This is a genomic window from Arenibacter arenosicollis, from assembly GCF_014397245.1.
In the GTDB taxonomy this organism is placed as follows: domain Bacteria; phylum Bacteroidota; class Bacteroidia; order Flavobacteriales; family Flavobacteriaceae; genus Arenibacter; species Arenibacter arenosicollis.
Window position 1 is genome coordinate 49610 of sequence record NZ_JACLHY010000005.1, and the last position, 24366, is coordinate 73975.

14 protein-coding genes and 1 tRNA gene are annotated in these 24366 nt (G+C 39.4%); 13 read left to right on the top strand and 2 right to left on the bottom strand.

The features are described from left to right. Position 1 precedes the first annotated feature (1 nt). The gene (locus H4O18_RS07125; protein ID WP_187582879.1) at positions 2-4990 is read right to left on the bottom strand and encodes a translocation/assembly module TamB domain-containing protein; all 4989 of its coding nucleotides are present in this window, start codon (positions 4988-4990) and stop codon (positions 2-4) included. A gap of 328 nt (positions 4991-5318) precedes the next feature. Between H4O18_RS07125 and H4O18_RS07130 the strand changes: the two genes are divergently transcribed. Then, the gene (locus tag H4O18_RS07130; RefSeq protein ID WP_187582881.1) at positions 5319-6221 is read left to right on the top strand and encodes a DUF808 domain-containing protein; all 903 of its coding nucleotides are present in this window, start codon (positions 5319-5321) and stop codon (positions 6219-6221) included. Between the two features lie 101 nt (positions 6222-6322). Here H4O18_RS07130 and H4O18_RS07135 read toward each other — a convergent pair whose 3' ends face one another. Continuing rightward, entirely contained in the window at positions 6323-7369 is a 1047-nt protein-coding gene (locus H4O18_RS07135; RefSeq protein ID WP_187582883.1) for a LacI family DNA-binding transcriptional regulator, read from the bottom strand. A 677-nt stretch (positions 7370-8046) separates the two neighbouring features. Between H4O18_RS07135 and H4O18_RS07140 the strand changes: the two genes are divergently transcribed. The 12 genes from H4O18_RS07140 to H4O18_RS07195 all read left to right on the top strand — a co-directional run bounded on the left by H4O18_RS07140 (position 8047) and on the right by H4O18_RS07195 (position 24118). Further along, positions 8047-9339 (top strand): MFS transporter, encoded by a 1293-nt coding sequence (locus H4O18_RS07140; protein ID WP_222942360.1) that lies wholly within the window; start codon positions 8047-8049, stop codon positions 9337-9339. A 103-nt stretch (positions 9340-9442) separates the two neighbouring features. Then, positions 9443-10369, top strand: coding sequence for a carbohydrate kinase family protein (locus tag H4O18_RS07145; RefSeq protein WP_187583131.1), 927 nt, complete (start codon positions 9443-9445; stop codon positions 10367-10369). Positions 10370-10416: 47 nt separating this feature from the next. Beyond that, positions 10417-12165 carry an alpha-amylase family protein gene (locus H4O18_RS07150; RefSeq protein WP_187582887.1) on the top strand — a complete coding sequence of 583 codons (1749 nt, stop codon included), beginning with the start codon at positions 10417-10419 and terminating at the stop codon, positions 12163-12165. Positions 12166-12241: 76 nt separating this feature from the next. Next, on the top strand, positions 12242-13396 hold the full coding sequence (locus tag H4O18_RS07155; protein ID WP_246474080.1) for a sensor histidine kinase: 1155 nt from the start codon (positions 12242-12244) through the stop codon (positions 13394-13396). A gap of 146 nt (positions 13397-13542) precedes the next feature. Further along, positions 13543-13616: transfer RNA gene (locus H4O18_RS07160), tRNA-Arg, on the top strand. Positions 13617-14572: 956 nt separating this feature from the next. Then, entirely contained in the window at positions 14573-15616 is a 1044-nt protein-coding gene (asnA, locus tag H4O18_RS07165) for an aspartate--ammonia ligase (protein WP_187582889.1), read from the top strand. A gap of 693 nt (positions 15617-16309) precedes the next feature. Beyond that, positions 16310-17248 (top strand): alpha/beta fold hydrolase, encoded by a 939-nt coding sequence (locus tag H4O18_RS07170; protein WP_187582891.1) that lies wholly within the window; start codon positions 16310-16312, stop codon positions 17246-17248. Positions 17249-17619: 371 nt separating this feature from the next. Then, positions 17620-19365: a sialidase family protein gene (locus tag H4O18_RS07175; RefSeq protein ID WP_187582893.1), complete on the top strand. Its 1746-nt coding sequence runs from the start codon at positions 17620-17622 to the stop codon at positions 19363-19365. Positions 19366-19605: 240 nt separating this feature from the next. Continuing rightward, positions 19606-20262: a DNA alkylation repair protein gene (locus H4O18_RS07180; RefSeq protein ID WP_187582895.1), complete on the top strand. Its 657-nt coding sequence runs from the start codon at positions 19606-19608 to the stop codon at positions 20260-20262. A 79-nt stretch (positions 20263-20341) separates the two neighbouring features. Continuing rightward, complete coding sequence (locus tag H4O18_RS07185; RefSeq protein ID WP_187582897.1) at positions 20342-21853, top strand: alkaline phosphatase D family protein; 1512 nt, start codon at positions 20342-20344, stop codon at positions 21851-21853. A 50-nt stretch (positions 21854-21903) separates the two neighbouring features. After that, complete coding sequence (locus H4O18_RS07190) at positions 21904-22746, top strand: carboxylesterase family protein (protein WP_187582899.1); 843 nt, start codon at positions 21904-21906, stop codon at positions 22744-22746. 115 nt (positions 22747-22861) lie between these two features. Beyond that, positions 22862-24118, top strand: coding sequence for a sialidase family protein (locus H4O18_RS07195; RefSeq protein ID WP_222942361.1), 1257 nt, complete (start codon positions 22862-22864; stop codon positions 24116-24118). Positions 24119-24366 lie beyond the last annotated feature (248 nt).

The window sequence follows — 24366 nt, forward strand, 5'->3', positions numbered from 1 at the left end:
GTTATTCTTTTTTTTGAATTTCTTTGTCTTTTTCTTCAGCTGTTTTGACTTCTTTTAAAGGATTGAACAATTGACTAAATCTATTAAATTCCCTGTTGAAGATCAGGGCTACGCCAGTTACGATCAATTGTCCATCTATGATGTTTTCGTATTCGTTCTTTCTAAAGCCCCTTAGTCTATAACGACCATCTTTGGTAAGCAGGTATTCTAGGCTTACATTACCGATTATTGGGGTTTCTTCTTGCCCCGGCTGTGCACTGCCTTCAACATCAACGGCACTTCCTGCAGTTACGATCAAACGGTCGTTGAACAATTTTTTCTTGGCATTGATGTTGAGTTGGGTCCGGTCTTGCGGACTTTCGCCCTGGTAATCGGTAAAACTGTCCAAATCAAAATCTACCTCGAACCCGGATTGCCCAAAAACCCTGTCGGAAAATGCGTTCAGTTCCCCAGACAATACTTTGTTTACATTGTCCCTTGCAATGGCCGCGGTACCGCCAATGCTTCCGTCACTTCCGGAATCGGGATAAAAACGATTAAGTGCCAACAGGGAAAATACCTGTTTGTTAAGCTCAGCCTCTTGTTGGTTCAATTGTTGTACCCTTCCATAGACTGCGCCACCCAAGGATCCCTGTTCGTCTTCTGGCATATCCAAGCCAAAGGACAATTTTGGTTCCAACAGTTCCCCATCTACATTAAGATAAACCAAAAATGGTAGGACTTGTCTGTATTTGCCGGTTAGGCTATTGTCCTCACTGGAAATCACGGAGGACATTAGAGGGGCCGCAGAAGTTTCTACAGTATAAGTTGCCGTAACATCCAACTTGGCATTGGTAGGTTCTCCCTGCCAGGTTATGGTGCTGTTAGGATTTATCAGGAATCTTCGTTTAACTAGGTTGTACAGATTGGTTTCGTAATGCCCGGAGTTAAGTTCGTATCGCCCGGTGAGCTGCATCCTTCCGTTTGGCTCAACATTAAGATTAAGGGAGGCATCCCCGGAAACGCGAAGGTTATCACCGGTACGTTTATCTATAATGATATTAAAATTGGAATCATCGGCTATCTCCAAAATGGCTTTGACATCCAAGCCCCTGAAGAAGGCTGCTGTTTCTTCATTATCATTTCTAGTAAGTATGGCATTGGGATTTTCACGGTTCACAAAAATGACCACCCCTTCACGTTCTTCAACATCCAACTGAGATTCCGGGACAACGTAAGTTACGTCGGTACCTTCCCGCACACGGAGATTTCCGTCTATTATGGGCAGTTTCAAATGGCCCTTTACTGTAAGGTCCACATCAAAACTAGCTTTCCCATAGAATAATTCGTTGTCTTTCTCTGTAGAGTTCAGGAACTGAAATTGTTTGGCATTAACGCTAAGGTCTAATTTTGGATTCAACAATTCCTTGGTGCCAATAGAACCATCCAATTTAAAAATGCTGCCATTGGCATCGGTAATCTGAAAATTATCCAAATACACTCCGTCCGTATCAATCTTTAATGTTTCATCCGATATCTTAAAGACAGAATTCAAGCTGGCGACATTAAAATCGGTTTCATTAAAGTTGATGGTTCCTGTATAAACCGGGGATGTGGTGGTACCCGAAACATCTATTTTTCCGGAAAGGTAACCGTGTGTATCTTTCAAGGTCCCAAAGGAAAAATCCTCAATAACCTTAAGGTCAATTCTATTTAGGTCCAGATCAAGGTTCAGTTTGGCCCCTGTTTCTGCAGCAGCATAGTCCCCTTTTAAATCTATGTCCGCCCCACCGCCTTTTAGGGCTAGATTAAAATCATAGGTATCACTTGTTTTGGAAGTGGCCTTTAAGGACAAATTACCTAAGGGGTGTTGCATTATCTCCAGATCGCTAATTTTATAATCGGCTACAATTCCTGTTGCCCCGTATGGATTTTCAATAATCAGATTTCCGTTTACCAAGCCAGAGGCCAAGGGGGAATCTGGGTTGAATAGACTTAGAAAAGTTTGTAACCTAAATTGGTCGAAGTTTATGGCGAGATGTTCTTCCCCAGAATCGGAAGCCGAATTGCTCAAGCTAAGTTGCTGGGAATTTCTGGTCAAATTAACATTCTTAAAACCAAGGTGGTCCGGGGCAAAAGTTATCTGGTTATCTTGGGGTATAAGCCATTCCTTCTTGTTGAATAAGAGTCCTTCAGGATTAATTTGGAGCAAGGTGGTATCTCTGGCCAGAATCATTTTTGAAGCAATAAACACTACTTTTTCTTTTTCGTCCCATGAACTGAAATCCAATAATAATTCCTTGTTTTTAAGGGTGCCCTCTAAATATGTCCTTTTAATATGCACTGGATCCGCAATGAGGTTAATAATACCAGCTGTGAAATTTAGGTTGGTGGAATCGCCAATTGCCGAGAGGTTCATACTATCCAGCGTAATTCCCTTATACTTAGCTGAGGGAACTTTTAATCTGGCATTAATATTTTTGGTGGCCGCATCAAAATTGGCCCTAACGATAATGGAATCCATTTGCTCCAAATCCCTAAGGAATACTTCGGTTATAAGGGCATTGGGATGTATATTCAGGTCCATTTCAAGCTTTACGGAATCAGACGGGGATGGTTCTATTAAAGTATCGTCAAAGTAACTTTTGAATTGTTTGGTCAATGCGGTATTGATTCCCGTAGGTGAGGTGTTCGATTTTAATCCGCCGTTCAGAAAATCGCTCTTGATATTAACTTCGGTGCTAAGGGTATCTATTTTGGATTTTATTTGCATATGGCCCATTTGGTACTGCTGACCATCATAAACTGCTACACCATTGTTTATCTGGACATTCAGTCCATAGTTATTCATGTTCCCGTCAAAATCGGCTTCCAAATCTAGTCCGGCCTTGATGTTCGCCTTAGTGATACCGAGTGCTAGAAGATCGGCGCCAATAACATTTAGATTTAGCTTAATTTTTGAGGAGATGGAATCCAAGATCAAAGCTGTGTTCGATTGGAAATTTAGGTTCTTGTCCTTAAACTTCATGTCAATATCACCTTTCCCATTTTGGATTTTTCCTTTTAACTCAAGATTAGAAAAGTCATACTTTTTAAGTTCCAATTGAGTAAAATCGGATTCAAAAATAGCATTTAGGGTATTAAGACTATTGCCGCTACCAGAGGCCTTGATCTTAAAGGTCAAAAGTCCCAACTGCTCATTTCTTAACAGCTTTCCTAATTTCAGGCTATCCACTTGGAGATTTCCATCGAAGTTGATTTGGCCTATGCTGGAATAGTTACCATTAAGTTTGGCCGTGCCTTCCGGTATTTTCAAGAAGGCTTCCCCGGAGATATTTTTTAGATTCCCTTGGGTTTTTGCCTGGACCAAAATGGTTTGTGGAATATCAATGTTCAAATCCTTTTCCGCAACAAATTGTTGTAGATCGCCCCGGATAGTAGTTACATTTAAGGTTGGGAAATCAAAGGTTAGTGAATCCGTTTCCATAAGGTTGGATAGCGTACCTTCAGCCATCAATGAACTGTTGCCCCAGTTAAATAATAAATTTTGAATGGCAATATCATCAAGGATCCCTGTGGCCTCTAATTTTCCTGTAAATGGATGCTGCTGGGCGGCAGAAAAATATTCGTTCTCGCTTAAATTAGGTTGAAAAAATAGGGCATCTTGCAATGCAATATGTAGCCCGGACATTTGTAGGTCCATTTTGGTTTTCCCAGGGGAATGGATCAATTGGTTTAAGGATTGATAATTCGCTTTCATGTTGGCCGTTACCCAACTGGAATTGGTGTTTAATTGCAATCCCGTTAGCGTTGCGGAGCTATCGTCCAGTTTGGCAGCGAGAACTAGATTTTGTAACTGAAAGCCACTTTTGTCAACAAATGATAATTGATCTAACTTCAAGCTACCATTTTTAGGTTGGTAGTTGAGGTCGTTGGCTTCTAAATTAAGTTTTGAAAGGAAAATATCGTTGGGATTGAACTGACCTTCTGTTGTTGCATTATTAGCAGAACGGTAATGGACAGAATTATTATTGAGGACGATGTTATCTGCCACTATAAAAAGTTCTGGCCAGGATAATTCAACATTTTCTGCAGTATTACCGGTAATGTCCTTAGGGGTAAGTTCCTCTTTCTGAAAATTTAAGGAAATGTCCGAATCTTTAAGGGATAGCAACCCAATTTCCAATTCTTTCTTGCTTAAATCGGCCTTGGAAAGCTCCAAAACAAAATCGCCTATGGATGCTTTAGCCAGCACACCATCTGGAATGGAATTATAATTGGCTCGCACATTTTTTAGTTTTAGATTATTGACTACTAAAAAAGGCAGAGGCGTTTGTGTGTTATCTTCAGGAACAAAAGGCTTGGTCTGTTTATAAGTGATGTTCGTATCCGAAAGCTCAAGATCCTCCAGGTTGAAGAGCATGGTCTCCAAGTCTACAGTATTGGAATTTAAATATAATTGCCCCAAAATAAGCCCCGCTTCTACGCCCGAGTACGCATCATTGTAATCGATTTTAAAGTTGGAAAAATTAAGCGATCCAACATTAATTTTCATAGGTTCTACTTGCGGGGGTGGGGGAGTTGTATCATTGGTGGCCAAGGCTTCCAATAAAAAATCGAAATTGAATTTGCCAGAATCACCGTTCCTGTCTATATGTGCCCTTAGACCATCCCATTCCACGGACTTAAGGTTTAGTTCGTTGCCGAACAGCAAGGGAGAAAGAGGTATATTGGCTTCCAAGGATTTTGAAAACAACAAGGTATCACCTTTTTGGTCCTCCAGATACAGGCCTTCCATAAAGGCATTCCCGGAAAAAGTAATAAAAAGTCGGTCTATTTCTACTTTGGTGTTGGTCTTATTGGCAACATAAGAAGTGACTTTGGAAACAATTATATTTTGTCCCCAAGGGCTTCTAACGAAAAGTACTAGAACGATAAATAGCAGTGCAAGCACCAAAACAACTTTGGCGGCCCCTCTTAAAAATCGATATTTTGACTTGGTTATTTTCATAGTTCTTACACCAAAGATCATCATTAGTGGAATAGGAAATGCGCTTTTACGATACTTATACTAACTTATTAAATAAAATATACGGTTAAAGGGAATTAGTACAAATATATTGGTCCATAATTGTGAGGTTGGGTTAGTGGCTAAAGTTGTATTGGGGCAATATTGGAATTTTTTAAGCCTTTGTTTTTTAGGAAAAGGACCTATTATTGTAAGTAGTAAGTAAATAAAGGAATTATAAAATATATTTGCGGACATGGAGCGGTAGCCTGGGAGTGAAGAAAATAATAGAAGAAAAAACAATATAAATTAATAAAGGAAGTGTAATTATATGGCATCAGGATTTTTTGCTTTACTGGACGATATTGCCAGTTTAATGGATGACGTAGGGGCAATGACTAAAATTGCAGGTAAGAAAACGGCCGGCATTTTGGGGGATGATCTGGCGGTAAATGCCGAAAAGGCTTCTGGTTTTGTATCCTCACGTGAAATTCCAGTATTGTGGGCCATTACAAAAGGGTCTATACTGAACAAGTTGATCATTCTTCCCATTGCTTTTCTGCTCAGTGCCTTTTTGCCGGTGGCGGTCACCGTAATCTTGCTATTGGGCGGACTTTATCTTGCGTATGAAGGGGCAGAGAAGATTTATGAATTTTTAGTACCCCACAAACATTCAAAAGCAGAGAAAGTAAAAACCTATTTAACCAAAAAAGAAATCCTGCTTTTGGAAAAGGAAAAAATTAAGTCGGCCATTCTAACCGATTTTATTCTCTCCATTGAAATAGTCATCATTGCCCTTGGAACGGTGGTTCAACAACCTATTTGGACCCAGGTAATGGTAGTTTCCATTATAGCCCTGGTGGCAACGGCAGGGGTTTACGGAATAGTGGCGCTCATCGTTAGGATGGACGACTTTGGACTAAAGCTTATTGAACTCAATGGTAAGCAGCACAGTATATCCGATTCTATTGGCAGATTTTTAGTAGGGGCGCTGCCGTGGGTAATAAAAAGTTTATCGGTAATTGGTACCATTGCATTGGTATTGGTAGCTGGGGGCATTTTTGTGCATAACCTTGAATGGCTACATCATTGGCTTATTGGCATACCGGCTATTTTGGGTGAATTTATTGCCGGTCTCGTTATTGGTTTTTTGTGTTTATTGGTTGTTATAGCCATCAAAAAGATTTGGAAAGCTTTTGGGCCAGGGGTTAAGGGGGCTGACACTACGGAATGATTCAAATGTATTTACAGGGTAGGTAGGGTGACAGTTGTACGTGTAGTTTAATTACAGAAATATAAACCTAATTACATAGCTTAATTTATTCAGCACCAATATCAAACTTCACCCAGCAGAATCTCCTTAGTAGATTGTCTTTTAACCAACTCCGTTTTTAATACAATGCTTTCATAAACTATTGGTTCTTTATTTTTCAATTGTTGCATTTCCTTGTAAAGTTGCTTAAAAGCTGCTTTACCCATTTGGTATCCCGGCTGGTCAATGGTTGTTAGGGTAGGCGAAATGACGGATGACATGAACCAATTACTAAAGCCGACTATGGAAATATCTTCTGGAATTTTTACACCTTGTTCGTTGAATTCCGTAATGGCCCCAATAGCAACTAAATCCGTATTAATAAAAATGCCATCAACATCGTTATGATCTTTTAACAATTGGCGCGCATTCATTTTTCCTTCTTCAAAGCTATTATCTCCACATTCGCATATATAGACCAGAGAAGGATCGTACAGCATATTATTATCCAATAGGGCCTTTTTGTAACCAAGAAACCTATCAATGGAATTTTGTGGTAAAAGGGCGCCTCTAAAATGTGCTATTCGTTTGCAACCAGTATCTATTAAATGTTGTGTTGCCGCATAAGCTGCTTTTCTATCATCTATGATGACCTTGGAGCATTTTACAATTTTGGCAATCTTATCGAACATTACCAAGGGTTTGTCCTGGGCTATGACGTCGGTCAAATGATTGTAATCGGCTGTGCCATTGGCCAATGAAATTAGGATTCCATCAACTCGCTGGCTTAATAAGAGTTGAATCTGCTTTTTTTCCATTTCATAGGATTCATTGGATTGAAGTATGATAACCAGATAGCCCTTCTTTTCAGCCTGGGCGATAATCCCTTTAATAACGCTGGAGAAAAAATGGTGGACAATTTCTGGAATTATTAATCCAACGGTCTTGGACTCTTTGGTCCTTAAGTTTACCGCAAAAGCGTTGGGCCTATAGTTCAAGGTTAAAGCCAACTCTTTCACCAAAGCCTTGGTTTTTTTACTAATATCAGGATAATCCTTCAGGGCTTTGGAAACCGTGGTCACAGAGATATTTAATTGTTCGGCTATTTCTTTTAAGGTTACAGGTTTCATTAAGTAGAATTATTTTTTCTATAATGAATATACGAATAAAATCAAAATCGAAAACGTTTTCGTGGTTTTCGAAAACGTTTTCGTTTACGAGTTTAATAATTTATGGCGTTAATAATTATAAATTTAGCAATGAACCTTGCAAATCTTGGTAAATAGTTGGAATTCCAAAGTAAATTAATGGCTTCTGTTATGAAATGGATATTCCGGATTTAATGGGTGCAACATATTTTCAAAAAGTAAATAATTATGTGGGGTAATATCCTTCCTTAGGATAGGAAACCCACGCCAAAATATACATTTTTTTAGGTTGGTTGATTGTTTTTTCAAGTGTTATGTAAAAGGAGTTGATGTTGTGGAAACATTGTATCGACTCTTTTACTAACCAAGATTTATTTTCAATTAGATAAAATTATTAGGTGAAATCCTAATAAATTGGCATATCGGTTTTGCCTTGTATATAATAGACTGGGTGGTACCATATCGTCACCAGTCCGCAAATAATGCGACATATTTTAAAAAGAATAAAGTTTAAGGTTATAAATAATTATTGTTTGCCGAGGGTGAACGAAATTGACTAAATTCATGGGTAACAATAGCTTGTTAAATAACAGGAATAACCTTCAAATAGATATGGTATGCTAAACAAACCTAAGTTAAGTTTTTGGCAAATTTGGAATATGAATTTCGGATTTCTAGGAATACAATTCGGATTCGGACTACAACAGGCCAACATGAGTCCAATATATAGGTATTTAGGAGCAGATGAGGCACAAATCCCCTGGTTGTGGTTGGCAGGACCTCTTACAGGCTTATTAGTGCAACCTATTATTGGCGCCATGAGCGATAAGACATGGACCAAATTGGGACGTCGTCGTCCATATTTTTTGGTGGGCGCCATTTTGGCAAGTATTGCCCTGATTTTTATGCCATATTCCTCAACCCTCTGGATGGCCGCTGGCTTACTATGGATTTTGGATGCCTCAATGAACATTGCAATGGAACCCTTTAGGGCTTTTATTGCAGATAAATTGCCAGCAGAACAAAGAACATTGGGATTTTCGGTTCAAAGTTTTTTCGTGGGCCTGGGACAATTTTCGGCAAACATAATGCCCTGGTTGTTGGGATTTTTAGGAATTATTACCCTAGGAGCTTATGGCGCAATTGCTGAGTTGGAAAACTCCAACGGTATCCCGGATTTTATAAAATATTCTTTTGTTTTGGGGGCAATGGTAATGTTGGGTACTGTGTTGTGGACCATTTTTACCACTGACGAATATCCTCCTGAGGATATTGAAAAACTAAAGAAGGAAAAAGGAACTATTGCAAAAGTCTTAATTGAGGTTAAGGAAGCAATTATAAGTATGCCCAAAACCATGAAACAACTATGGTGGGTTATGTTCTTTGTATGGTATGGCCTGCCTCTAATGTGGCAGTATCTATCCTTGGCTATTGCAAGGCACGTATTTGGGGCCGCCTCTCCGGCACATCCAGATTTTGAAAAAGGAGCATTTTATGGTGGTATTAGTTTGGCCATATTTAGTGTGGCCTGTTTTACAATTTCTTTTGCCATTCCATGGATAGGAAAAAAATTGGGACATAGATTAACACATGCCGTTTTCTTGGTGATTGGGGCCATTGGTTTTCTTTCTATGCAAATTGCGACCACGACCACCATGTTTTACCTATGTATGTTTCTGGTTGGTGTGGCATGGGCTTCCATTATGGCTGTTCCTTACGTAATACTTTCTTATTCGGTACCCATGGCGCGAATGGGGGTCTATATGGGAATTTTCAACATGTTTATTGTGGTGCCGCAGTTTATAAGTATGGCTACCGTACCGTTTTATTATGAGGCCTTGTTTAAGGGAGATCCAAGAAATGCCTTGGCTTTTGTTGGGGTGTGTTTTATACTAGGAGCCATTTCTTGTATGTTTATTTCCAAGGATTATGCCAAGGCACAAATTAGCTGATTAGCAATCATACATATAAACCTAACTGACCACTTATTCTTTTTTACGAAGGAGATGGGATTAAGACGGAGTTAATTAAAAGAATAATAATTTGAAAGATAATATGAGAAGCATAGATATTCTATGTGTAGGGGAAGTGCTTGTCGATTTTATAGGGCACCAGGCAGGGGTGAATATCAATGAAACTCGAGATTATCATAGATATTTAGGAGGTTCGCCTACCAATGTAGCCATGAATTCCGCCCGACTTGGATTGAAATCGGTTTTGGTGGCAACCGTAGGGGATGACGGTTTTGGCGAATATATTTTTAAAAGACTTGAAGAAGTAGGTGTGGATACCAATTTCATAAAGACAGTTGACGATAGGCCTACCAGTGTAATTTTTGTTTCAAGATCACAAAGTACTCCTGATTTTATTCCATATCGTGCTGCCGATTATCGTATTTCCAAAAATCAAATCGACAAAGGTACGCTTGGGAATACCACAATATTTCACACCACTTGTTTTGCTTTGAGTTTGGATCCGGCTCGGACAACTATTTTAAAAAAGGCTGAAGAAGCATATAACCAAGGTTGTAAATTAAGTATAGACGTAAATTACGCCAAAAAATTATGGGAAAGCCAAGAAGTAGCCCTTAGGGTAATTAAGGCTTACTGCAAGTTTGATCCCTTGGTAAAAATTAGCGAGGATGATATGCAGAGGCTTTTTGAGCAAACTTTATCCTATGATGAAATATTTAACTTTTTTCATTCGGAAGGGGTAGATTTAGTCTGTTTAACCCTAGGTAGCAAAGGGGTTAAATTATCCCAAAAAGGAAAAGGGGTTATTCAATTACCTGCCATTAAAGTGGATAATGTAATGGATGCCACTGGTGCCGGCGATGCATTTTGGTCTGGGTTTCTGTTTGCCTATATAAAGGAGAAACCAGTTGAAAAATGTTTGGAAGTGGCCTTGCAACTTGCAGCACTAAAACTGCAGAATGTTGGTAGGTTGCCAGATAACATCAATATATTATCAGAACTTCTATAAATTTTTAACCATTAACTCAAAAAAAGGTTTAGAACGCTCAAAAGAATATGTCAAAAGAGAATATAGCAAATAGCAAAAACATTGGTAATGGTGTAATGCTTAATGCCTATCCCGATAGTATTGGAACTAGGCTGCACGACCTGATTGAGATGTTGGAAAAGCCTGAGTTTAAAGATGTGTTTTCCCTATTTTATGTATTGCCTACTTTCTTTAATAGTGATTTGGATAGAGGGTTTTCCATTATAGATTATAACTTAAATAAAGATTTGGTTTCCGAAGCAGATTTAAAGGCGTTGAACAGACTAAATATAAAGTTGAAGTTTGATATTGTTTTAAACCATTTGTCGGTTGTATCACCTCAGTTCCAGGATTTATTGAAGCATGGCGACGACTCAAAATTTAAAGACTTTTTTATCAATTGGAACGAGTTTTGGACAGGCAATGGGCAAATGGATGGGAATGGGGTTATAATCCCAAAGGAAGAGTATCTCAATAAGTTATTTATGAGGAAATCCGGATTGCCTATTTTAAAGGTGTTTTTCCCCGATGGTACGGAAAAGCCCTATTGGAATACTTTTTATCAGCAAATTGGTTATAATAAAATTACTCCTAAAGATTTAGTAGGTATAAAGGGTTTGTTAAGTGGTCAGGTATCATCAATCTGCGACAAGGTCAATGCGGCTATCAAAATAGGTGAAGGTTTTAACGACTTGGATTTTGACGACAGCAACCAATTCAAAAGTGAAATCCTGCAAATCGTAAATCGAAATCGGTCCTATTTGGGTCAAATGGATGTCAACGCAAAATCGCCCTTGGTTTGGGATTTTTATGAGGAAACCTTGGAAAAGGTAAAAGATTTTGGTTGCAAAATTCTAAGGTTGGATGCCTTTGCCTATCTGCATAAGGAGGTGGGACAATCCAACTTTTTTAATAAGCCAGGTACTTGGGAGTATTTGAAGCGCATAAAACAAATGGCCCAAAAGAACGATTTAATGTTGCTACCGGAGATTCATGCAGAATACGGACTTCATCTGCACGAGGAGGTAGCCGCAGAAGGCTATTACATTTACGATTTCTTCTTGCCGGGACTCACCATTCACACCCTGGAAAATGGCACCAACAAGGCATTGTTGGTATGGGTCAATGAAATATTAGTAAAAGGTTATAAAACGGTAAATATGTTGGGATGCCATGACGGGATACCGGTTTTGGATCTAAAGGGCAAGGAGGTAAATGGTGTTTACAATCGAGGTTTGTTGTTGGATAAGGAAATTGAGGATATCATGAATACGATCATGGAAAGGGGAGGAAGGGTTAAAAACTTGTATGATCCATCAGGGAAAAAGATTTCTTATTATCAGGTAAATGCAACCTTTTTTAGTGCCTTGGGAGAAAACGAACAAAAATTGTTGCTGGCGAGAGCTATCCAATTGTTTATGCCCGGGATTCCACAGGTTTGGTACTTGGATATTTTTGCCGGAAAAAATGACTATGAAGCTGCGGATAAAGGAGGTGATGCCGGTCACAAGGAGATAAATAGAACAACCTTAACGATGCAGGATGTGGAGCAAGGTCTTAAAAGGGATGTCGTATTAAATCAACTCTCCATAATAAGGTTAAGAAATACGTCAAAGGCATTTATGGGTACCGTGACAATTAATGAAACTCCTGAGAGCGAATTGGATATTCTCTGGACCAATAACAGCGACAAGGCGCAGTTGAAAGCGAACCTTAAAACGCATATCTTTACCATAAACTATACTCAAAACGGTATTGCCAAAAGCATGGTATATTAAATCTGGCAATACTTAAAATAATAAAGCCCTGAAAAAACCCAAAGTCCCCCAAAATGAAAAGGAAAGAATAAAGGAATTGGATTCCTATTCTATCTTGGATACATTACCAGAATCCGATTATGACAATCTAACTACGATTGCTGCGGAAATATGCGGAACCCCAATTTCCCTAATTAGTCTCATTGACGATAAGCGGCAGTGGTTTAAGTCCCATCACGGTTTGGATGCAACAGAAACACCTAAAGAGTATGCTTTTTGTGGACATGCCATTAATACGCCAAATGATGTATTTATTGTTCAGGATGCCAGAATGGATGAACGCTTTCATGACAATCCAATAGTTACAGATGATCCCCATGTAATTTTCTATGCCGGTGTGCCGCTGGTTACTGAAGCTGGACTTCCATTGGGTACCTTGTGCGTTATAGATCATAAACCCAATTTATTAAGTCAAAGCCAGATACGATCCTTAACTGCCCTTTCAAAACAAGTGATGAATTTATTGGAGTTAAGAAGGAATAAAATTCTGTTGGAGCAGGCGATAACGGAATTGGAAGAAAAAAATGAGGCCTTGGAAAGGTTTGCCCTTGTTGCTGCCCATGACCTTAAATCACCCTTGATAAATATTTCCAGTTTGGCGCAACTTTTCCAAAATCAATATAAGGAGACGTTGGATAGTGAAGGTTTGGAAATGTTGGAAATGATTATTGGTTCCTCCGACAATCTAATTGGTCTAATTGAAGGTTTACTACACTATAGCAAGGCTGAGAGCATATTGAGTGAGGGAAAATCAAATATTGATTTGGAACGTTTGAGAGCGGACATAGAAGGACTCTTTAATTATGATCACAGTTTAAATCTGGTTTTAAAATCGGAATTGACCCATATTAAAGTCAATAAAACGGCCATACATCAGATTCTTATTAATCTGGTCACCAATGCCATTAAATATAATGACAAGGAAAGGGTTGAAATAGAGCTAGGGGTATCGGACTTGGATACCCATTACCTTTTCTATGTTGAAGACAATGGACCTGGAATAGCAGCTAAGTATCAGGAAAAGATATTTAAAATTTTCGAAAAATTAACTGCTACGGATAAATTTGGTCGCCCTGGAAATGGGATAGGACTGGCAACGGTAAAGAAAATTGTTGAAAAATCGGGTGGTTCAATACATGTGGAATCTGAATTGGGAAGCGGTGCGAAGTTTATTTTTACGCTGGAAAAATAATTTATTTGATATTTATACTTCTTAAAATAATAGAAAATCGGCCATGACATAAGTTCAAATATTTTTTACGATTTAAGTTGCGCATTAATTAATGATAATTGTATATTTGCAGCCGCTAAAGACGGAATTTATCTTATTTAGTGAATGGTGGCATAGCTCAGCTGGATAGAGCACCTGCCTTCTAAGCAGGCGGTCCTAGGTTCGAATCCTAGTGCCATCACGACACTCTCAAAACCACGCCATTAGGCGTGGTTTTTTGTTTTATGGAAAGGCCGAACAGCGTTCGTAGCCTTGCAATAAAACAAAGAACTCGCAGTGCTAGCTGCGCGGTTTTGAATTTGCAACATTGATGGAATAGGATCACCGCAGGTAATCCTATGGGCTATGGAAAGGCCGAACAGCGTTCGTAGCCTTGCAATAAAACAAAGAACTCGCAGTGCTAGCTGCGCGGTTTTGAATTTGCAACATTGATGGAATAGGATCACCGCAGGTAATCCTATGGGCTATGGAAAGGCCGAACAGCGTTCGTAGCCTTGCAATAAAACAAAGAACTCGCAGTGCTAGCTGCGCGGTTTTGAATTTGCAACATTGATGGAATAGGATCACCGCAGGTAATCCTATGGGGCAGTGAAAAAGCCAAACTTGTTTGAGCTTTGGAGTAAATAAAAAAAACTTGCAGTGCTAGCTGCGCGGATTTAAATTTGCAACATTGATGGAAGAGGATCACCGTAGGTAATCCTATGGGGCAGTGAAAAAGCCAAACTTGTTCGGGCTTTGGAGTAAATAAAAAAAGCTCAAAGTGCTAGCTGCGCGGTTTTGAATTTGCAACATTGATGGAATAGGATCACCGTAGGTAATCCTATGGGCTATGGAAAGGCCGAACAGCGTTCGTAGCCTTGCAATAAAGCAAAGAACTATCTGCGTGGTTTTGAATTTCCAGCATTGATTAAGTAGTTTTAACACAACCACGTCCAGTTTCTTACCATATTATGATCAAGTCTCTTTTATTAAGGCATTTAATAGTTATCACTAGGATTTAACGGAAGAAAGTCAATAAACCATCTTTATTTATCCCTTATCACTGTTTTGATATTCCTTCCATTTATTGCACTTTTGTGTTTTATTTTTCAACTATAACATGGCAAATCGCTATTCATCTAATTAAATATAAACCGAATGGATTACAAATTGCAAATCCCGAAAGGATATCATCCGCAATTAAATATGCAAGAGACAGAACAAGCAATTAAGTTGATTAAAGACTTTTTTGAGCTTAGTTTGTCGTCCGAATTGAGATTGAGAAGAATCACCGCTCCTTTGTTCGTAAAAAAGGGATCTGGAATTAATGATGACCTTAGTGGGGTGGAACGTCCTGTTACCTTTCCAATAAAAAGTATGGATGATGCCGAAGCTGAAATTGTCCATTCCCTTGCCAAATGGAAAAGGCTTGCTTTGGCCGAGTTGGGAATTGAGTCTGGTTACGGAGTGTATACAGATATGAACGCATTACGTCCAGATGAAGTTTTTTCAAATATACATTCCATATATGTAGATCAGTGGGATTGGGAAAGAGTGGTCTCCAAAGAAGAAAGAACTATCGATTTCCTAAAATATATTGTAAGAAAAATTTACAGCATTTTTAGAAGGGTAGAATATGTTGTTTACGAGCGTTATTCCCATATAAAACCTGTACTTCCAGAAGAAATTACTTTTATTCATACAGAGGAGTTGGCAGAACAGTATCCCAATCTTTCATGCAAGGAAAGGGAAACAGAAGCTGCTAAAAAGTATGGTGCCGTATTTATTATTGGAATTGGGGGGCTACTCCCAGAAGGGATAAAGCATGATGGAAGAGCTCCAGATTATGACGACTGGAGCACCGAAACAGATAATGGTCTAAAGGGTCTAAATGGAGATATCCTTCTGTGGAATCCTATGCTTGAAGATGCCCTGGAGCTTTCATCTATGGGAATTCGCGTTGATAAAGAAGCACTTAATAGGCAACTGGCGATTGAAGGTAAGGAAGATAGAAAAGAATTAATGTGGCATAAGATGCTTCTTAATGATGAACTTCCTTTATCCATTGGAGGTGGTATAGGTCAGTCCCGTCTATGTATGTTCTTCCTGAAAAAAGCGCATATTGGAGAGATTCAGACCAGTATCTGGCCCGAAGAAATGATTGAAGAATGTAAGCAAGGGAATATTCCCATTCTTTTCTAGGAACCCCAAGCTTTAAAATACCTTTAAAATGGCTGCCGAAACTTTTTGGCGGCCATTTTTATTTTAATCATTATTCGTAATTGACGGCACATTTATGTGTAGTTGTTTTGTTAGGGTACTTAGGGTCTTTTTGGAAAAGTGGTCCGAGCAATTTGTTTCATCTGATTTTCCTGCGGAAAATCCTTGCCATAAACCCGCAACTTTCATTTTACTCAATTGGTTGTTATTGTTCTTTATTGGTTTTTGTGAATCTTCAATTTCTTTGCTTGTCCAACCCTTCGACTCCGCTCAGGGTACGGCCATGTCATCTCCACTATGGAAGAAGATTTACCTGACAACGGAATTCAAGGACAATATTCAACTTTATTCAATAATGGTCAATTATTTATTGACATCATATAGGTTGACGGAACAAGGGAACGGCCTATTTTTATTTTAGTAGTAAATCAAGGGGTTTTCACACCGGGCGAGGGAAGGCGTCCAAAGAGCATTTCACCTTAGTGAAAGCGGCCTGGACGCTGCGGCTGTGCAAAGTCCGTAGATTTCAAGAAAAGAACAATCAGCCTAGCGTTTTTTGGTTCGTTTTTTGGGCGATGCAAAAAATGAACATAACACGAACTTCCGCTTAGTTTATTCTATCTTTATCCTATTCACAAACCACTTTTGGGATTGATCCATTGTATATTGCATTCTATGAGACTATTTCTATTGCTTGCTTTTTTTGTTTTATGTGTTGGTTGTACTGACAAATACGATAAATATAAAAATCCACCAGAATATATTACAACCCCATCTGCTTCAAATGCAGCTTATTTTGAAGCTTATGACGAAACTTTAAAATTATGGAATGTCCCTTACGAGGAATTATATATTCCTACCACCAACGGAATTGCACATGTTATTGTAAGTGGGCCTGAAAATGCAGATCCTGTGGTATTACTTCACGGAATGAATGCCAGCTCCACTATGTGGTATCCAAATATTGAATCCCTTACCAAAAACCATAGGGTGTTTGCGATCGACTTTATTTTGGAAGCAGGGAAATCCTATTTGTACAATGATATTGAAAGTGTAGAGAAAGTTACCGACTGGTATAAGGAAGTTTTATTTGCCTTGGAGTTGGATAGCTTTCATGTAATTGGTGCTTCCCGGGGTGGTTGGTTGGCCGTTAACCTAGCACTGGACGATCAGAAAAAGATAAAAAGCTTACTATTATTAAGTCCGGCCCAAACCTTTACATGGATCAAACCAAGTACGGATTTATTAAAAAATATTGTTACTTTATTTTCTTCAAAGGAGAAACAAATTGAGCAAAGCTTGAAAAGCATGTCCAGCAACGTTGCCAATATTAGCGATGCCTATATAAAGCAATATAAATTGGGTACGGAATTGGAGTCTGAAAACAAATTTATGACCAGCATGAAACCTTTTTCGAACGACGAATTAAAATCATTACAAATGCCCGTTTTGGTTTTAATTGGTGATGATGATATGATCAATGAAAAAAGAACGGTTGAAATTGCCAATACGCTGCCAAAAGGGAAAGGTGAAGTAATACAAAATGCAGGACATTTTTTATCCATTGATCAAGCGGAAACAGTAAATGCAAAAATGCTGGACTTTTTAAAATAAGTTCTCTTTTCACTTGGTGAATGTTCTGTCTTTTTGATGAGGGAAAGTTGGTTATCCTGCTGAACAGATTTACCCGTAAAACCCAAAGGTCACTGGAAAAGCAATAGGCAAGGCGGTGGGACCAATGCAACTTCCTGACCAATCGAAAAGAGCACCATTCAACGGATATAATGGAACTTTATCGATTAAGCAAATACCAAAATCAAAATTTGTTAACTTAGAAGTCAATACTTGGTCCGCCTTTTTTATGCCAGCAATAATTTTATTAGCGTAATAGTAATTATAAGACACTCAAATGTATTCAGCAACGTACTGGTCAAATGGAGATAAAGGTACCGGGGTGTAAATTCATACATAAAAACTATTTTTAAATGAAATTATTTGCGATTCTAATAACATTCTGCATTTCATTTTTATCGTTAGGACAATCAAAGGACTGGCGAATGATTTCCAATGGAGAAAAAATATATGAACACGGATACTGCGATCAACCTTATATCGTAACCACAAAGGACGGTACCTGGGTTTCTACCTTTACCACTTCTCCAGGGCAAGAGGGAAGTGATATCCAATATATCGTCTCTACCTACTCTTCCGATCAAGGAAAAACATGGTCTATTCCTGTAGAGATTGAAGCTGCATCTGCTGGGGTGGAAGCGTCATGGGCTATGCCTTTGGTTACTAAATTCGATAGGGTTTACGCCTTCTACACTTTTAATGGAGACTCCGTTCGAAATTTACCGGATGGTGCGGAAATGCGTGCAGATACACACGGATGGTATTGTTATCGTTATTCGGATGATAAAGGAAAAACATGGTCCAAAAGATACCGACTTAATATGCGCAAAACGGCAAGTGACAGGGAAAACGATTTCGCTGGAGAAGTTCAAATGTTTTGGGGGATCGGAGAACCGGTCTCCAAAGGTAATGATGTGTGGTTTTCCTTTACAAAACTAGGGAAGTATTTTCTTGAGGAGGGTGAGGGCTGGGTCTATCATTCCGATAATATTCTGACAGAAGAAGATGTATCTAAAATAAACTGGCAATTGCTGCCGGAAGGGGATATTGGCATCAAAAGTCCTTATTTGGGATCGGTTCAGGAAGAATTTAATATTCAGCCCATGAATATTGATAATGGCCTGTACTGTGTATACCGTACTACCCTGGGGCAGCCAGCGCATGCGTATAGTTTTGATAAGGGCAAAACTTGGTCAGAGCCTGAGCTGATGAGCTATGCCAATGGAATGCCCCTGCGCAATCCCAGGGCATGCCCAAGGATATGGAAATGTAAAAACGGAAAGTATCTGCTGTGGTATCATAACAACGGGGAAACCGGTTCTAAACACCGAAATCCGGCATGGGTGGCCGGAGGAATCGAAAAAAACGGGAAAATTTATTGGTCGCAACCGGAAATATTGATTTATGGCCCCGACCAATCATATGAAACCGGGCGATTTAGCTATCCGGACCTTGTTGATGTGGATGGTAAATATTGGGTCTCCACGACCCAGAAAACTACTGCAACCATTCATGAAGTGCCTGCCGAATTCTTTGAAAGGTTATGGAGTCAGTTCGATGAGCCTAAAATTGCGTCCAAAAGGCTTATCGGGAGTTTTGAAAACCCTTCGGGCAACAAAAACTTAAAGCTTGCTTCCCCGTTAAAAATTAATAATGAGGGTTTCGCATTGGACCTTTGGATTGAAGTTGATGCCTTTAAAGAGGCCACCATTTTGGAGGGAAAAGATTCCGAAATGAAAAATATGGAATTGCGTTTAACAGACAGTGGAACACTCGAGTTTATTATCACCAACGAAGGGGAAGCTATGAAATTAACGTCGGACATAAACCGTCTTAAAAAAGGAGAAAATCAACATGTCGCCATTTTATTCGACGCCCAGGCCAAGATATGTTATATGCTTATAGATGGAAGTATATGTGATGGCGGCGGTCAGGAAATTTTTGGTTATAGCAGGTTTAATGAGGGTTTATTGGGAAAAAGGATACAAAATCTATCGGTCAAGAAATTTCCCGGTAAAATTGAGGTATTACGACTGTACGGACAACAAATGTTTACTAGTCAGTTTGTAAACAATTTTAATTCCGAAAAATCGAAATAAAACGTGCTACCATACCCTATTAAATTATTAGCTAGAGCAAGCTTCTATATCAAATTCCTCCCATACAAAAAAGCGTGACTGGATAAATTTTCCACGGGCATTCCGGCAGGCAGGTTTGGGTTTTATTTGTTAAATTAGGAGCTTGATCGCCTGTCTACCTACTGCCAGAACCTTGGTGGCAGTCAAAAATAGAGAACAACTGAATCCGAAAGCAAAACGGAACAATGAAACCATAGGATAATGACGGCAAAAAAATTCATTGAAACTTTAAAAGACATTGGCCAGCAATATTCGAGAGGTATTCCTAAAAGGGAGGTGTTTTATTTAGCGAAAGATTTTCAGTACATGCCAGTTGCTGAGGTGGTTAAATTACTAAGGGATGAAAATTACGATCACCGACTCGGTGCAGTATCCATCTTGGACTGGAAAGCACGCAATAAGAAAACCTCAGTAGGGGAGAGGCGGGATGTTTTCCTGGCCTATATAGAAAATCATAAATATATAGACGATTGGGGGTTGGTAGATAGGGCCGCACCATATGTAGTGGGTGGGTATTTGTTTGATAAGGACAGAACGCCGTTATACGATTTGGCAAAATCCCCAAACCCAATGGAAAGAAGGACAGCCATTGTAAGTACTTACTATTTTATAAGAAAGAATGAATTGGATGACACCTTTAAAATTGCCGAAATTCTTGCCAATGATCGGGACGAATTTGTACAAAAAGCAGTGGGTAGCTGGATCAGGGAAGCAGGTAAAAAAGATGAAAATAAACTGAAAGGCTTTCTGGATGTATATGCTCCAACCCTAGCTAGGGTTACCTTAAGATATGCCCTAGAGAAGTTTAACCCTGAGACTAGAAAACATTATTTGGGATTGGGTAAAAAGAATACATAAAAACTACCGCTAAGAAGGTATATTGCATGCCTAATAGGACACAAACCATAAACTAAACCAAGCAAACATTGACCACAGTATGATAAAAACAATTATAAGAACCCTTCTGATCGCCACCCTAATTACCTCCTGCCAACCCGTGGTTCAGGACATCTATCTTGGACAAGGAATTATGGCTGGTGAAGCCTCTTCAACATCCGTCATCCTACAATCCAGATTAACGGTTTCCGACAGCTTGATAAACGGGGATTTACCCGGTAAAGAAGGTGTCGCCAGATTTGAAATTGATAAGGATGCTACTTTTGACAATCCCTTGTATTCTGACTTTGCAGAGGCTACATCAGAGAACGACTTTATTATTAAAAAGAAAATTGAAGGTCTGGAGCCAGGAAATAAATACTTCTATCGTCTCCAATTTGGAAAGGACAAGAATACGCTTTTTGAAAGTGAAATAGCAACTTTTAAAACTTTGCCCGGACCAAATAGCAGTGCAAAATTATCAATGGTTGTGGTAACGGGTATGAACCACTATTTTTTCCATTTCGGAAAATATAAGGAAGGAACGGCCTATTCCGGAGAAGACAAGCTTCAAGGGTATCCGGCATTGCAGGCTATCCAAAACCTGAACCCGGATTATTTCATTGGAACAGGTGATAACGTTTACTTTGACCATCCACACAAGACTAACTTCGATAGAGCTGTTAAAGCTGGGAAGAATCCCCACCCTGGAGGGTATGAGGGCATGGGAGTGGTGGATGAAGCAGGGATGCGCAGGAAATACCATGAACAATTTGCCCAACCAAGGTTTCGGGAACTTTTTAGCAAGCTGGGAACCTACTGGGAAAAGGATGATCATGATTATAGATTCAACGATGCCGATCCCTATCAGGAGTTTCCTATATCCCATGAATTGGGGATCAAGAATTTTAAGGAGCAATTACCTGTGGTGGATCTAGAGGATATAAATGCCAAAACCTATCGTACCCATCGCATGAGCCAAGATCTTCAGCTTTGGTTTTTGGAAGGGAGGGACTATAGAAGTCCCAATGAAATGAAAGACGGACCCGAGAAAACGCTGTTGGGACCTGAGCAATTAGATTGGCTTAAGGAGACATTAATGGAGAGCGATGCCAGTTTTAAGCTCATAATTTCACCAACGCCAATGGTGGGCCCAGATGATGCGTACAAAACAGATAATCATGTAAATCATGATGGTTTTAGGAATGAGGGAGAAGCAATTTTCCAGTGGTTGGCTGATAATGGTTTCCTCGATAAAAATCTTTATATCATCTGCGGCGACAGGCATTGGCAATACCACGCCATGCACCCGAGCGGGTTTGAGGAATTCTCAACAGGTTCCTTGGTAGATAACAATTCGCGCGCTGGGCGCTTGGCAGGAGATCCCGAATCGACCGATCCCGATAGTTTGATTAAACAATTCTATATTCAAGGGGATAAAGAGTCCGCAAGTGGTGGGTTTTTGTCGGTTACAGTGCAAAGAAAGGATAGTATTCCAGTGGCCATCTTTCAACATTATGATGAAAAGGGAAATTTACTTTATGAGACAGAAAAACTGGCCGAAAATAATTGACAAGGAAGTTGGGATCAATTATGTGCGGGAAAGAAGCAATAAAAAGGGAAATGAGGAAGGTTCTAAAAATATTGGTCATTGCAATTGGCATATTCGGTTTTGGTGTAACCAAATCGGTCTCCCAGACCAAGGAGACGAAAATTGCTGAATTGTTCAGCGGGAGAACCTATGTGAGTATGCAAAAAGATACCCTGCACTATCGCTTGCTTATGCCTTTGGATTACGATCCCAATAAACAGTACCCCTTGGTAGTATGTCTGTCAGGAGGAGCTGGCAGGGGTACGGATAATATCCAGCAAATTGCAGGTTCCAGGGCAGCTCAAGTATTGTCCACTTTAGAAAATAGAAAAAAATATCCTGCTTTTATTTTTGTGCCCCAATGTCCACCTGGCGCTGATTGGGGGAGGTCTCTGGGAAAGATTGAAACGGAAAGCCTCATTGCACGGGGAAGGTATAATCAACCCAATGTGGAAGCTTTAGTTCTTGAAACCATATCGGCCTTGGAAGAAGAATTTAATATAGATACTACTAGACGCTATATTACCGGTCAGTCCATGGGTGGATTTGGAACCTGGCATTACATCCTAAGCCACCCTCAAATGTTTGCCGCAGCCATACCCATCTGTGGGGGCGGTAATCCTGATCTTGCAAAAAATATTGCTGATGTTCCCCTATGGGTTTTTCATGGTGACAATGATAAAACCGTTCCTGTTGACTTTTCACGAAGAATGGTTGCCGCACTTAATAAGGCGGGCGGAAATCCAAAATATAATGAGTTTCCCGGGGTTGGCCACGGGAGCTGGCATCTGGCTTTTGATACCCCGGCATTGCTGGATTGGTTTTTTGCTCAGGTCAAGGAAGGCGCACATCAAGAAAATAGTATAAAATACTGATATTGATTTTTTAGATCGGGTAAAGTGGGGAAGAAGGGAAGGGTTGACATAACTCTTGTTCAGAAAAATTAACAAGTATAAAATAATTCAAGTTAAATAAAGTGGAAATATAATTATGATGAAACGTAAAGTAAAAACATTCAGCTTATTAGGTTTGCTTCTTATGGTTGCCTTGCAATGTTCAGATAGGAATTCAACCAAATCGAGTCCAGAAGTAAAACCCGAAAGCGCTCTCTTTGCCATAAATGAAAGCCCGCAATTTATGGGAGATAGTACTCCGGGTGTTCGTAAAATAAAGGATATCGTAATTTATAAAGATTCTATGTTTTTCTCTACATTTCCATCCGTAATAACACGACCAGATGGTGAGATATTAGTGGCATTTCGCAGGGCACCAGATCGTAAAATATTCGAAGAGAGTAAAACAAATCACGTTGATCCCAACAGTTATTTGGTATCGGTGCAATCAAGCGATAACGGAGAAACATGGACAAAGACCCCTAAATTGATTTATGCACATCCTTTTGGGGGTTCCCAAGACCCCTGTTTATTACAACTGAAGGACGGAACTCTTCTTTGTGCCAGTTATGGCTGGGCTTTTGTTAGGCCTGATGGCTTATCTAACTTAAAGGAGCCGAGTTTTATTAACTCTGGAAATGCCGTTTTTTTAGGAGGCTATCTGGTTCGTTCCCATGATGGTGGAAAAACTTGGGGTGATGCCATATATCCTCCACATATAGCACCAGAAGTTTTAAATGATGCATTGGGCAATCCAGTGGCGGCATATAATAGAGGGGCCTTATACGAGGCAAATGATGGGAGGATTTTATGGATAGTAGCTGCGCATGATACCCCTACCAAGACTTCCAATCATCTTATCACATCAAAGGATAAGGGGTTGACCTGGGATTATGTTTCCCCGGTAGCTGTTGATAGCAAAATTTCATTTAACGAGGCATCAATAATTGAAACGCCTAAAGGCGATCTTGTGGGTTTTTTAAGAACAGCTCATTTTGAAGACCAAGCTGTTATTTCCCGTTCAACAGATGGCGGTAAAACTTTTAAATGGGAGTCAATGGGTTTCCAGGGACATCCTTTAAATGCTTTGCGATTAAAAGATAATAGAGTTTTACTTACCTACGGCTACCGCCATGAACCATACGGTATTCGCGCCCGAATTCTAAATGCGGAATGTACAGATTTTGCAACAGCTCCTGAAATCGTACTTCGTACTGATGGTGGCAGTAGTGATATTGGTTATACCTGGGCAACCCAACTCCATGATGATAAAGTTTTGGTCATCTACTATTTCAATCAAGATAATGGAACCCGTTATATTGCAGGTACTATTTTGAAAATTGATAATAAATAGTATGTTTTTCTAGATAATCAGAGGTACAACGCTGGTTATAACAAGTGCCCAAATCATTAATTGTCAAAGGCATTAATGGTTGAAGTGTGGTGTTTTTTTATTTTCTGTTCGCTAAAGTGTGTCATTTTACTTAAGGGCACTCCTAATCTTTTAAAGTGAAGGTAAATTCCCGACCAACCAGGAAATACCACACAACGTTTATTAATGTACTTTATCGATTAAGCAAATAGAAAACCTAATATTTGCTA